Annotated in this window: 10 protein-coding genes; 9 read left to right on the top strand and 1 reads right to left on the bottom strand. The window is 55.1% G+C overall.

Annotated features, from left to right (window positions below; all coding sequences use genetic code 11):
• Window positions 1-139: 139 nt before the first annotated feature.
• The 8 genes from J5067_RS09015 (at window position 140) to hemH (ending at window position 8382) form a co-directional block, all read left to right on the top strand.
• Window positions 140-508: a DUF454 family protein gene (locus tag J5067_RS09015; protein WP_264645083.1), complete on the top strand. Its 369-nt coding sequence runs from the start codon at window positions 140-142 to the stop codon at window positions 506-508.
• A 157-nt stretch (window positions 509-665) separates the two neighbouring features.
• Complete coding sequence (gene apt, locus J5067_RS09010) at window positions 666-1217, top strand: adenine phosphoribosyltransferase (protein WP_264645084.1); 552 nt, start codon at window positions 666-668, stop codon at window positions 1215-1217.
• A 112-nt stretch (window positions 1218-1329) separates the two neighbouring features.
• Window positions 1330-3315, top strand: coding sequence for a DNA polymerase III subunit gamma/tau (dnaX, locus tag J5067_RS09005; protein ID WP_264644954.1), 1986 nt, complete (start codon window positions 1330-1332; stop codon window positions 3313-3315).
• A 39-nt stretch (window positions 3316-3354) separates the two neighbouring features.
• Window positions 3355-3684, top strand: coding sequence for a YbaB/EbfC family nucleoid-associated protein (locus J5067_RS09000; RefSeq protein WP_195315212.1), 330 nt, complete (start codon window positions 3355-3357; stop codon window positions 3682-3684).
• On the top strand, window positions 3684-4289 hold the full coding sequence (gene recR / locus J5067_RS08995; protein ID WP_264644955.1) for a recombination mediator RecR: 606 nt from the start codon (window positions 3684-3686) through the stop codon (window positions 4287-4289). The genes J5067_RS09000 and recR overlap by 1 nt, the downstream gene beginning before the upstream one ends.
• A gap of 207 nt (window positions 4290-4496) precedes the next feature.
• Window positions 4497-6386, top strand: a complete 1890-nt coding sequence (gene htpG / locus J5067_RS08990) for a molecular chaperone HtpG (protein ID WP_264645085.1) — start codon at window positions 4497-4499, stop codon at window positions 6384-6386.
• Window positions 6387-6546: 160 nt separating this feature from the next.
• On the top strand, window positions 6547-7191 hold the full coding sequence (adk, locus tag J5067_RS08985; protein WP_264650939.1) for an adenylate kinase: 645 nt from the start codon (window positions 6547-6549) through the stop codon (window positions 7189-7191).
• Window positions 7192-7419: 228 nt separating this feature from the next.
• Window positions 7420-8382 carry a ferrochelatase gene (gene hemH / locus J5067_RS08980; RefSeq protein WP_264650938.1) on the top strand — a complete coding sequence of 321 codons (963 nt, stop codon included), beginning with the start codon at window positions 7420-7422 and terminating at the stop codon, window positions 8380-8382.
• A 52-nt stretch (window positions 8383-8434) separates the two neighbouring features.
• Here the strand turns inward: hemH and ybaL are convergent, their stop codons facing one another.
• Window positions 8435-10123: a YbaL family putative K(+) efflux transporter gene (gene ybaL / locus J5067_RS08975; protein ID WP_264644958.1), complete on the bottom strand. Its 1689-nt coding sequence runs from the start codon at window positions 10121-10123 to the stop codon at window positions 8435-8437.
• 544 nt (window positions 10124-10667) lie between these two features.
• Here ybaL and ushA point away from each other — a divergent pair.
• The gene (gene ushA / locus J5067_RS08970; protein ID WP_319802385.1) at window positions 10668-12320 is read left to right on the top strand and encodes a bifunctional UDP-sugar hydrolase/5'-nucleotidase UshA; all 1653 of its coding nucleotides are present in this window, start codon (window positions 10668-10670) and stop codon (window positions 12318-12320) included.
• Window positions 12321-12340: the final 20 nt, after the last annotated feature.

The following is a 12340-nucleotide window of genomic DNA, read 5'->3' as shown; positions in this document are numbered from 1 at the left end:
TAAAGCCAAGCTTGCACGGGATTGTTAGCAGGTACAAGCCTTTTGCGCGTGCGGGAGAAAGATGAGTGCATCTTAACTAACGTCAGGAAAGGGCGGGATGCTAGAGTACCAGGGCGTAACGTGAAGAGGATGAGCAGTGATGTATCGTATCGGGTTGCTGGTGTTGGGATGGCTGGCCGTTGTGCTGGCGACGTTAGGCGTTGTGTTGCCGCTGTTGCCGACCACTCCTTTCCTGCTGCTGGCTGCATGGTGCTTTGCCCGTTCCTCCCCGCGCTTTCATGCCTGGTTGCTCTACCGTTCCTGGTTCGGTCCCTATTTGCGTCACTGGCAGGATCACCGGGCGTTGCCGCCGGGGGCGAAAGGCAAAGCGGTGGTGATGATCGTGCTGACCTTTGCTATTTCGCTGTGGCTGGTGGATATGATGTGGGTCCGCGTGCTGCTGCTCACCATCATGACGGTGTTGCTAACCTTTATGTTGCGCCTGCCGGTTGTTGATCCGCGACAATAAAACCCACCGCAGGCTGTTGCATTTGATCGTCAGTTTGACTAGATTTGAGCGTTTTCGTGTGCCGTTTGCCTCCGGTTATCTCTCAGTATCGATGAGAGGAAAGGAGCGACAGCGGTCATGGGTAAGATTTTTAAAGCGTACTATCAGGCAAAAGATGATGAGCGTAACCGCACAGCAGTCAGAATTAATTAAAAACAGCATTAAAAGCATTCCCGATTATCCCAAACCGGGGATCTTGTTCCGTGATGTCACGAGTCTGCTGGAAGCGCCCGTTGCGTATGCGACCAGTATCGAGATGCTGGTAAACCGTTTTCGTGACACTGGCGTAACGAAAGTGGTGGGCACGGAAGCGCGCGGTTTCCTGTTCGGTGCGCCAGTTGCACTGGCGCTGGGTGTGGGTTTTGTGCCGGTGCGTAAACCGGGCAAATTGCCGCGCCCGACGATTTCAGAAAGCTATGAGTTGGAGTACGGCACTGACAGCCTGGAAATTCACACTGACGCCATCAACGCAGGTGATAAAGTGCTGGTGATTGACGATCTGTTGGCAACCGGTGGCACCATTGAAGCCACGGTTAAGCTGATTCGCCGTTTGGGTGGAGACGTCACCGATGCGGCATTTATCATTAATCTGTTCGATCTGGGCGGCGAGCAGCGTTTGAATAACCTCGGTATCAACTGCTACAGTCTGGTGAATTTTCCAGGCCATTGATCCTGCCTTTTTTCCGCCGTAAATCTGTTGGCTATCCTGATAAACAGTCTCGCCGTGTCCGGCGAGGCTGTGTTAGCATGGCCTCCTCAATCACACAACCGTTGCGGTATTGATGAGCTATCAGGTACTGGCCCGTAAGTGGCGTCCTCAATCTTTCGCTGATGTTGTCGGTCAAGAACATGTGCTGACCGCATTGGCCAATGGTCTCTCTATGGGGCGGGTTCACCATGCCTATCTGTTTTCCGGCACGCGTGGCGTGGGGAAAACCAGTATCGCCCGCCTGTTGGCGAAAGGACTGAACTGCGAGAGCGGCATTACCGCCACGCCCTGTGGGCAGTGTGCAAATTGCCGGGAAATTGAGCAAGGGCGTTTTGTTGACCTGATCGAGATTGATGCGGCCTCGCGCACCAAGGTAGAAGATACCCGCGAACTGCTGGATAACGTGCAATATGCCCCTGCGCGCGGTCGGTTCAAAGTCTACCTGATCGATGAAGTGCACATGCTCTCCCGTCACAGCTTCAATGCGCTGTTGAAAACGCTGGAAGAGCCTCCCGAGCACGTTAAATTCCTGCTGGCAACCACCGATCCACAGAAGTTGCCGGTCACCATTCTTTCTCGCTGCCTGCAATTTCATCTCAAAGCGCTGGACGTGGAGCAAATCCGCGGCCACCTTGAGCAGGTGCTGCAAGCCGAGGCGATTGCGACAGAACCGCGCGCCCTGCAACTGCTGGCGCGTGCCGCTGATGGCAGCCTGCGTGATGCGCTGAGCCTGACCGATCAGGCGATTGCCATGGGGCAAGGCGCGGTGTTGACCGACGCCGTTGCGCGCATGCTGGGCACGTTGGATGATGAACAGCCGCTGGCGCTGATTGAAGCTATCGTCAATGCCAACGGCGAGCAGACCATGGCGTTGCTCCAGCAGGCGGCCTCGCGTGGCGTTGAGTGGGAAGCGCTGTTGGTAGAGATGCTTACGCTGTTGCACCGTATCGCGATGGTACAGTTGCTGCCCACGGCGCTCGGGCCGGAAGACTCCCCCATTGCGTCGCGCTTGCGCGACTTGGCGCGTACCGTACCGCCCGCCGACGTGCAGCTCTACTATCAGACGTTGCTGGTGGGCCGAAAAGAATTATCCTATGCGCCAGACCGGCGTATGGGCGTTGAAATGACGCTGCTCAGAGCCTTGGCATTTCATCCGCAGGCGGTGATTGCACCGGTGGCAACTGCGCCAGTGGCGGCGAGTGCACCTGCCGCACCGCAGGCGCACATTCCGCCTGCGCGTCAGGCGTCTGCGCCCAGTGCGCCGTCATCCCCTGCGGCTGCTCCGTCATCGCCTGTCGCTGCGCCTGAGGAACCTGTTGCACCTGCCGCGCCGTTGCCGGACGCCACCTCGCAACTGCTACAGGCGCGCAGCCAGTTATTGCAGCGACAGGGTACGCCGCCGCCAAAAAAGTCTGATCCGGCGGCGCAGGAACGCGCTCGGCCGGGCACGGCGGCATCGGCGCTGGAACGCCTGGCCTCGGTGACGGAACGCAGTCAGCAGCGTCAGGCGGCTGACAGCAACAGCGAGGCGCAGAAAAAGCCTGAAGCGTACCGCTGGCGCGCGCAGCAACAGAAGGCTGTCGTGACCGAAACCATCGCCACGCCGAAAGCGTTGCGCACGGTGCTGGAATACGAGAAAACGCCGGAATTAGCGGCTAAATTGACGGAAGAAGCGCAAGCGCGCGATGCCTGGGCCGCAGAGGTACAGCGGTTACCGCTGCCGAAACTGGTTCAGCAGTTGGCGCTTAACGCGTTCAAAGTCGATTCAGATGACGATACCGTGACGCTGCATTTACGCTCATCGCAGCGTCACCTGAATTCACCGTCGGCACAAAAAACGCTGATGGATGCATTGGCAGCGCATTATGAAAAGCCTATCACTCTGGTGGTGGTAGAGGATGACGACCCCAGCACGTTAACCCCGCTGGAGTGGCGTCAGACGATTTATGAAGAGAAACTGGCGCAGGCGCGCGAGTCTCTGACGACCGACAAAACGATTCAAACGCTGCGGCGTTTCTTTGATGCGGAACTGGACGAAGAGAGTATCCGCCCCGTTTAACCGCTGCAATTCTTGCAGCCATGCAATAGAGAGAAGCATATGTTTGGTAAAGGTGGTTTGGGCAATCTGATGAAGCAGGCCCAGCAGATGCAAGACAAAATGCAGAAAATGCAGGAAGAGATTGCCAACCTGGAAGTGACCGGTGAATCAGGCGCGGGCCTGGTCAAAGTGACCATCAACGGTGCGCACAATTGCCGTCGTGTCGAAATCGATCCCAGCCTGCTGGAAGATGATAAAGATATGCTGGAAGACCTGATTGCCGCCGCGTTCAACGATGCCGCGCGCCGTATTGACGAAACCCAGAAAGAGAAAATGGCGTCAGTCTCCAGCGGTATGCAGCTGCCGCCGGGCTTCAAGATGCCGTTCTGATGCAAACCAGTCCGCTCCTTGAGTCATTGATGGAGGCGTTGCGCTGCTTGCCGGGCGTAGGGCCGAAATCCGCGCAGCGCATGGCGTTTCAACTGCTGCAACGCGATCGCAGCGGCGGAATGCGTTTGGCGCAGGCGCTGACGCGCGCCATGTCTGAAATCGGCCACTGTGCGGATTGTCGCACCTTTACCGAGCAGGAACGCTGCGCGATCTGCACCAACCCGCGCCGTCAGCAAACGGGCCAAATCTGCGTGGTGGAAAGCCCGGCAGATATCCACGCCATTGAGCAGACCGGACAGTTTGCCGGGCGTTACTTTGTGCTGATGGGGCACCTGTCGCCGTTGGACGGCATCGGGCCGGATGATATCGGGCTCGATCTGCTGGAACAGCGCTTAGAGCAGGAAACCCTGACGGAAGTGATTCTTGCCACCAATCCCACGGTGGAAGGGGATGCGACGGCCAACTACATTGCTGAGCTGTGTGCCCAGCACGGCGTGGTCGCGAGCCGTATTGCACACGGCGTGCCGGTCGGTGGTGAACTGGAAATGGTGGATGGCACCACGCTCTCCCATTCGCTGGCGGGGCGTCATCCCATCCGCTTGTAGCGGTTGTGCTGCATTTACCTCGGTGCGGTTTCGTTATCAGAAGGCGCCGCGCTGGGGATAAATTGTTTTTTGCTCTTGAAAATCCTTCGCCTTATCCCCACTTCTTGCCTACTGGCCGGAAATACCGGCACCATTCCCACACCCGCTACAGGGATTGAACATCATCAGCCTGACTAACTATTAGGATTGAGGTAAGTGACAATGAGCATGAAGGGCCAAGAAACGCGCGGTTTTCAATCTGAAGTGAAGCAATTGCTGCACTTGATGATCCATTCACTTTATTCCAATAAAGAAATTTTCTTGCGTGAATTGATCTCCAACGCCTCCGATGCGGCAGACAAGTTACGTTTTCGCGCCTTATCTTCGCCAGCGCTCTATGAAGGGGATGGGGAACTGCGCGTGCGCGTCTCCACCAATAAAGAGCAACGTACCCTGACCATCGCGGACAACGGCATCGGGATGGGCCGCGATGACGTTATCGATAATCTGGGCACCATTGCCAAATCGGGCACCAAAGCGTTTTTGGAATCTATCGGTTCCGATCAGGCCAAAGACAGCCAGCTCATCGGTCAGTTCGGTGTAGGCTTCTACTCGGCGTTTATCGTTGCAGATAAAGTGACGGTACGCACCCGTGCAGCGGGTGCGGCGGCAGAAGAGGGCGTGTTCTGGGAATCGGCGGGTGAAGGTGAGTACACCGTGGCGGATGTGGTCAAGGCCGATCGCGGCACCGAGATCACCCTGCACCTGCGCGAAGGGGAAGACGAATTCCTCGATGAGTGGCGCGTGCGTTCCATTATTGGCAAATATTCCGATCACATCGCGCTGCCAGTAGAAATTGAAACCGAGACGCCGAGCGAAGAAGAGGGCGGCGAGCCGACGGTTACCTGGGAGAAGGTCAACAAGGCGCAGGCGCTGTGGACGCGTAATAAAGCCGATGTGACCGAAGACGAATACAAAGAATTCTACAAACACATTGCCCACGACTTCAGCGATCCGCTGAGCTGGAGCCATAACCGTGTGGAAGGGAAACAGGAATACACCAGCCTGCTCTACATCCCTTCCCAGGCACCGTGGGACATGTGGAACCGCGATCATAAACACGGCCTGAAACTCTATGTTCAGCGCGTGTTTATCATGGATGACGCCGAGCAGTTCATGCCGAACTACCTGCGCTTTGTGCGTGGCTTGATCGACTCCAACGATCTGCCGCTCAACGTCTCGCGTGAAATCCTGCAAGACAGCCGTGTTACCCAGAATCTGCGCAATGCGCTGACCAAACGCGTGTTGCAGATGCTGGAAAAACTGGCAAAAGACGACGCCGAAAAATACCAAACCTTCTGGCTACAGTTTGGCCTGGTGCTGAAAGAAGGGCCTGCGGAAGATGGCGGCAATCGTGAAGCCATTGCCAAGCTGCTGCGCTTTGCTTCCACCCACAGCGACAGCGCCGCCCCGACGGTATCGCTGGAAGAGTATGTCAGCCGTATGGTTGAAGGCCAGGAGAAGATCTACTACATCACTGCCGACAGCTATGCCGCGGCGAAGAGTAGCCCGCATCTGGAGTTGTTCCGCAAGAAAGGCATCGAAGTGCTGCTGCTTTCTGACCGCGTCGATGAGTGGATGATGAGCTACCTGACCGAGTTTGACGGCAAGTCCTTCCAGTCCGTCAGCAAAGCGGATGACGCGCTGGATAAGCTGGCGGATGATGCCAGTGATGACGAAGCGCGCAAAGAAGCGGAAAAATCCCTGGAGCCGTTTGTTGAGCGTGTGAAGACGCTGCTGGGTGAGCGTGTCAAAGAGGTGCGTCTGACGCATCGCCTGACCGATACCCCGGCCATTGTCACTACCGACGCCAATGACATGAGCACGCAGATGGCGAAGCTGTTTGCCGCAGCCGGACAGAATGCGCCGGAAGTGAAATATATCTTCGAGCTCAACCCGGAACATGCGTTGGTGAAACGCGCCGCAGACACTGGCGATGATGCACAGTTTGGCGAGTGGGTTGAACTGCTGTTGGAGCAGGCGCTGCTGGCTGAACGTGGCACGCTGGAAGATCCTAATCAGTTTATCCGTCGTATGAACCAACTGCTGAGTGCATAACCGCTCACACTTTCCCGAAAACCCGGTTTTTAACCGGGTTTTTTTTCGCTTTGCGACACGCTGAAGCGAGCCCGTTCCTTGAGGATAAGCCTGTGGAATGGTATGGTTGAGCGTTTTCAAATTTATTTTAAAAAATCTACATAGCAAGGGGATTTACGCAATGCGTATTATTCTGCTGGGCGCTCCGGGCGCAGGCAAAGGCACTCAAGCACAATTCATTATGGAAAAGTATGGCATTCCGCAAATTTCCACCGGTGATATGTTGCGTGCGGCGGTGAAAGCCGGGACCGAACTGGGCAAACAGGCCAAAGAAATCATGGACGCAGGTAAACTGGTCACGGATGAATTGGTTATTGCCCTGGTGAAAGAGCGTATAGCCCAGGATGATTGCCGTAACGGTTTCCTGCTGGATGGTTTTCCTCGCACCATTCCGCAGGCGGATGCCATGAAAGACGCTGGCATTCAGGTTGATAACGTTATTGAGTTCGCCGTGCCTGACGAGCTGATTGTCGATCGCATTATTGGCCGTCGCGTGCATGCAGCATCAGGCCGTGTTTACCACGTGAAGTACAACCCGCCAAAGGTTGAAGGTAAAGACGATTCCACGGGTGAAGAATTGACCATCCGTAAAGACGATCATGAAGATACCGTGCGTAAACGTCTGGTGGAATACCATCAGCAAACCGCGCCGCTGGTGGACTACTACCAGAAAGAAGCCAAGGCTGGCAATACCCGCTACCACAAAGTAGACGGCACCCGCCAGGTAGCACAAGTGCGCGCTGAGCTGGAATCCATTCTGGGTTAATCTAGCGCCGCGTTGCCTGAAAATGCCGGTACCCTGTGTGCCGGTTTTTTTTCGCCTGCATCCAGCGTTATGGTCTGCCATTCGCGATTTCGATGGCAAGTATCGGTAATAACATCGCTTTTCCTATCCCGCCCAGGCAACATTTTCGCTACACTCAGCGCTGGTAACGATAACCGCTGCCCGGTGTCGAAATGTGTACCGTGGGCAGCCTTTTAGTGAGGGCAGACGATGAGTCAACAAAAACTGGGCGTACTGATGGTGAATCTGGGGACGCCCGAAGCCCCGACGCCGCAGGCGGTGAAACGCTATCTGGCACAGTTTCTCAGTGATAAACGCGTGGTAGATACGCCGCGCTGGCTCTGGTGGCCGCTGTTGAATGGCGTGATCCTGCCTTTTCGTTCTCCCCGTGTCGCCAAACTGTATCAGTCCATCTGGACGGTTGACGGTTCCCCACTGTTGGCCTTCAGCCGACGTCAAGAGTGCGCGCTCTCTGCCCGTTTAGGCGACGATATCCCTGTGGCGCTGGGCATGAGCTATGGCTCGCCGAGCTTGCCGTCGGCGTTGGATAGCCTGCTGTCCCAAGGTGTCACCCAACTGGTGGTGTTGCCGCTCTATCCGCAATATTCCTGTTCCACCACCGGTGCGGTGTGGGATGGACTGGCCGATGCGCTGCGCTCGCGCCGCCAGGTGCCCGGTATTCGTTTTATCCGTGACTATGCGACGCATCCGACCTATATCGATGCGCTAAAGCAGCGTGTGGAAGCATCATTCGCGCTGCACGGCGTGCCAGACCGCTTAGTGATATCGTTCCATGGCATTCCGGTGCGTTATGCGACGGAGGGAGATGACTATCCGCTGCGCTGTCAGGCGACGGCACAGGCACTGATCGCTGCGTTGGGATTGGCACCGGAACAGGTGCAAATGACCTTTCAATCGCGTTTTGGTCGTGAACCCTGGCTGACACCCTATACGGATGAAACACTGAAAGGATTGCCCGCGCAGGGAATCAAACACATTCAGGTTATTTGCCCGGGGTTTGCGGCGGATTGTCTGGAAACCTTGGAAGAGATTCAGGAACAGAACCGGGAGATTTTTCTGCATGCTGGCGGTGAACGGTTTGCTTATATTCCGGCGTTAAATGACGATGCCAGACATATCGATGTGTTCGAAACGTTGGTGCGTGATGAATAGCCAAACTCATTACAACTAAAATGGCGCAGCGGGGTTACCGCTGCGCACTGCGTCAAATCGGGCACTCTTTTAATTCTTCAGCCTTTACCTGCTCAAGTTGTAGCAGGGTAATCATGCTGTTAGCGATTTCGCGTTCACCCATTACCACCTGATTGGCACCGTGTTCAGTGATATAGCTGACTTCATCGTCATAATGTGCGCGGGCAATGATCTCCAGGTCCGGGCGTTTTTCACGCGCCGCCGCAACGATTTCTCCAGCCTCATAGCCGTTAGGAATGGTTAACAGCAGCCAGCGGGCGCAATCCAACCGGGCCAGCTCCATGATTTCCACTTTAGTGGCATTTCCCAGCACGGCCTTGATGCCTTGCTCGCGTAGCGCGTCCACCCGTGCACGCGAATTCTCGATAACCACAACGGGAATGCCTTCCTGATGCAGTTTGGCACCGATCAGGCTGCCGACGCGGCCATAACCGACCAATAGCGCGTGATTACACATATCAACCGGGATCTGCTTCTCTTCTTCGATGGCCTCTTCCACAATCTGATCATCAATGGTCTCTGTTTTCTCCAGATAGCGTTCCAGCAGCGTGAAGAGCAGCGGGTTAATCATGATAGACAGAATCGCCCCTGCCAGCACCAGATTGCGCCCCTGTTCAGACAAGAGACCAAGCACAACGCCCAGGCCTGCCAAAATAAAGGCGAATTCCCCAATTTGCGCCAGGCTGGTCGAAATGGTCAGCGCGGTACGCTTGGAGTGGCCGAACAGGCGTACCAGCATAAACGCGGCAGCCGATTTACCGAACACGATAATGGCCAGCGTAATAATGACGGCTACCGGCTCATTCACCAGAATCATCGGATCGAACAGCATGCCCACCGAAACAAAAAACAGTACGGCGAAAGCGTCACGCAGCGGCAGTGTATCGTGGGCGGCGCGTTGACTGAGTTCTGATTCGTTCAGCACCACGCCGGCAAAGAAGGCACCCAGCGCGAATGAAACATCAAACAGCTTCACAGCACCGAAAGCGATACCGAGTGCCATCGCCAACACGGCGAGGGTAAACAGTTCCCGTGAGCCGGTGGCGGCGCTTTTTGCCAGCACCCAGGGCACCAGACGACGGCCCACCACAATCATCAGCGTGATAAAGGCGACCACCTTGCCGATGGTCCAGGCCAGGTCACGAATCAGCTTGCCGGTATCGGCATGCTCTGCGCCAATCATGTCACGGAATGCGGGCAACAGGACCAGCGTCAACACCATCGCCAAATCTTCCACGATCAGCCAGCCAATGGCGATTTGTCCGCGCTGGCTGTCAATCAGTTGCCGTTCTTCCAATGCACGCAGCAGCACCACGGTGCTGGCGGTGGACAAGCAAAGCCCAAACACCAGCCCGCTTGCCAGGCTCCAGCCGAGCAGGGAGGAAAGGCCCATGCCCAGCAGCGTGGCAACGGCGATTTGCGCAATGGCACCGGGAATGGCGATGGATTTCACCGCCATCAGGTCTTTGAGCGAAAAATGCAGGCCGACACCAAACATCAGCAGAATAACCCCAAGTTCAGCCAATTCAGGCGCTAACGCGGTATCCGCGACAAAACCTGGGGTAAACGGCCCCACCAGAACCCCAGCGACCAGATAGCCGACTAAAGGGGAAATGCGTAGTCGATTGGCCAGAATCCCCAGCAGAAACGCGAGGACCAGCCCTACGGCAATGGTGGATATTAGTGGTGTGGTTGCATGCATCCCGACTCCTTTTGCCATTGTTGAAAAACGTTCATGAGCAGACTTCTTGAACAAATTCTATTTCATTTAAAGAAATCCTGCTTGGAAAAATGAGGGTATTCTAGTAAAAATCTTCGTTTACTCATCGAATCTAAGTCTAACATAGATTTCATGATGCTTTCGTAAGATAAGCATTGATAAACCAACGTTATTGCACGCATGAAGATACTTTCTCATGTCTGTTGTGCTGCATTTTCATCCTGTTGGATGAGAGGAACCGGTTTCTCTGCGTTAAAAACCCCAGAATAGCGGGGGTAAATGACATAAATACAACAGAATCAAATGAACTGACCATTTTCATCAGCTTTCTCTTGTGATTCATGCGCGTAACGCCGGTTTTTCTTGTGATATAAGTCACAGGCCGCAAATGAAATCGAGCGTTGAGTAAAAGTGCGCTATTCTGGAGGGAGATCTCAACCTGCGCGTACCTGACTAAGACCAGGACGTGCAGAGGGCTGCTATCGCATTCTTTTAACAGGGGTTGTTTACTAAACGGAGAGTTTCCATGCGTTTTGCAACGAAAGCGTTAGGACGTGCTATTGTGATGTCGCTGATCTTTACCTCGGCAGGGGCGCTGGCGTGGGAAAAAGATAAAACCTATGACATCACCATCCTCCATACCAACGATCACCACGGCCATTTCTGGCACAACGAATACGGTGAATATGGGTTGGCTGCGCAGAAAACGCTGGTGGATCAGATTCGCCAGGAGGTGGCTGCCAAAGGCGGCAGCGTGCTACTGCTGTCCGGCGGGGATATCAACACCGGGGTGCCGGAATCTGATTTGCAGGATGCAGAGCCCGATTTTCGCGGCATGAATATGGTGGGCTATGATGCCATGGCGCTCGGCAACCATGAGTTTGATAATCCGCTCTCGGTACTGCGTCAGCAGGAGAAGTGGGCAACTTTCCCGCTGCTGTCTGCCAATATCTATCAAAAGAGCACGCAACAGCGTCTGTTCAAACCCTATGCCCTGTTTGATAAGCAAGGCATCAAGATTGCGGTTATCGGCCTGACCACCGATGACACGGCAAAGTTGGGCAACCCGGAGTTTTTCACCGATATCGAGTTTCGCAAGCCGTCGACGGAAGTGAAATCGGTAGTCGATCAACTGCGTAGTAGCGAAAAACCCGATGTGATTATCGCTGCGACCCATATGGGGCACTACGACGATGGGCAGCACGGATCCAATGCGCCGGGGGATGTTGAAATGGCGCGCAGCCTGCCGGCGGGCTATCTGGACATGATTGTGGGTGGTCACTCACAGGACCCGGTCTGTATGGCGAGCGAAAACAAGAAACAGGTGGATTATGTGCCGGGCACGCCTTGCGCGCCGGATCGGCAAAATGGCACCTGGATCGTGCAGGCTCACGAATGGGGTAAATATGTTGGGCGCGCTGATTTCACGTTCAAAAATGGCACGTTAACGCTGGCGCATTACCAACTTATTCCGGTCAACCTGAAGAAAAAGGTGGAGAAGACCGGTGGCGGCACCGAGCGCGTCTATTATACCCAGGAAATCAAACAGGATGATGGCGTAGTGAAAATGCTGACGCCGTTCCAAGAGAAGGGGCAGGCGCAACTAGACGTGAAGGTGGGGAGCGTTAATGGCACGCTGGATGGCGATCGCAAACAGGTGCGCTTCTACCAAACCAACCTCGGGCATCTGCTGTTATCGGCGCAGCGTGAACGCGCCAATGCGGATTTTGCCGTGATGAGCGGCGGTGGCATACGTGACTCCATTCAGCCCGGTGATATCACCTATAAAACGGTGCTGAAAGTGCAGCCCTTTGCCAATACCTTGGTCTATGTCGATATGAAAGGCAGCGAGGTTGAGAAATACCTGGCTGCGGTGGCAAACAAGAAAGTGGATTCCGGCGCCTATGCCCAATTCCTGAACGTCAGCCTGGTGGCCGATGGACAAGGTGTTCAGGATGTGAAAATCAAGGGTGAACCGTTGCAGGCGGATAAAACCTACCGTATGGCTACGCTGAACTTCAATGCGATGGGCGGTGATGGTTATCCGCGCCTGGATGAATTACCGACCTACGTCAACACCGGTTTTGTCGATGCCGAGGTGTTGAAACAGTATATCGAGCAGCATTCACCGCTTGATGCTGCGGCTTACGCGCCTAAAGGCGAAATTCAATACCGCTGATAAAATGGTCGCGCTAACAT

It is taken from the genome of Candidatus Symbiopectobacterium sp. NZEC151 (assembly GCF_025962655.1).
In the GTDB taxonomy this organism is placed as follows: Bacteria; Pseudomonadota; Gammaproteobacteria; order Enterobacterales; family Enterobacteriaceae; genus Symbiopectobacterium.
Note: the sequence above shows the minus strand (reverse complement) of the source record. Positions and strands in the feature narration are given on the sequence as shown.

Coding starts and splice junctions, on each gene's coding strand:
- apt (WP_264645084.1), top strand. CDS start 666: ATGAGCGTAACCGCACAGCAGTCAGAATTAATTAAAAACAGCATTAAA.
- J5067_RS09000 (WP_195315212.1), top strand. CDS start 3,355: ATGTTTGGTAAAGGTGGTTTGGGCAATCTGATGAAGCAGGCCCAGCAG.
- ushA (WP_319802385.1), top strand. CDS start 10,668: ATGCGTTTTGCAACGAAAGCGTTAGGACGTGCTATTGTGATGTCGCTG.
- adk (WP_264650939.1), top strand. CDS start 6,547: ATGCGTATTATTCTGCTGGGCGCTCCGGGCGCAGGCAAAGGCACTCAA.
- ybaL (WP_264644958.1), bottom strand. CDS start 10,123: ATGCATGCAACCACACCACTAATATCCACCATTGCCGTAGGGCTGGTC.
- J5067_RS09015 (WP_264645083.1), top strand. CDS start 140: ATGTATCGTATCGGGTTGCTGGTGTTGGGATGGCTGGCCGTTGTGCTG.
- recR (WP_264644955.1), top strand. CDS start 3,684: ATGCAAACCAGTCCGCTCCTTGAGTCATTGATGGAGGCGTTGCGCTGC.
- hemH (WP_264650938.1), top strand. CDS start 7,420: ATGAGTCAACAAAAACTGGGCGTACTGATGGTGAATCTGGGGACGCCC.
- htpG (WP_264645085.1), top strand. CDS start 4,497: ATGAAGGGCCAAGAAACGCGCGGTTTTCAATCTGAAGTGAAGCAATTG.
- dnaX (WP_264644954.1), top strand. CDS start 1,330: ATGAGCTATCAGGTACTGGCCCGTAAGTGGCGTCCTCAATCTTTCGCT.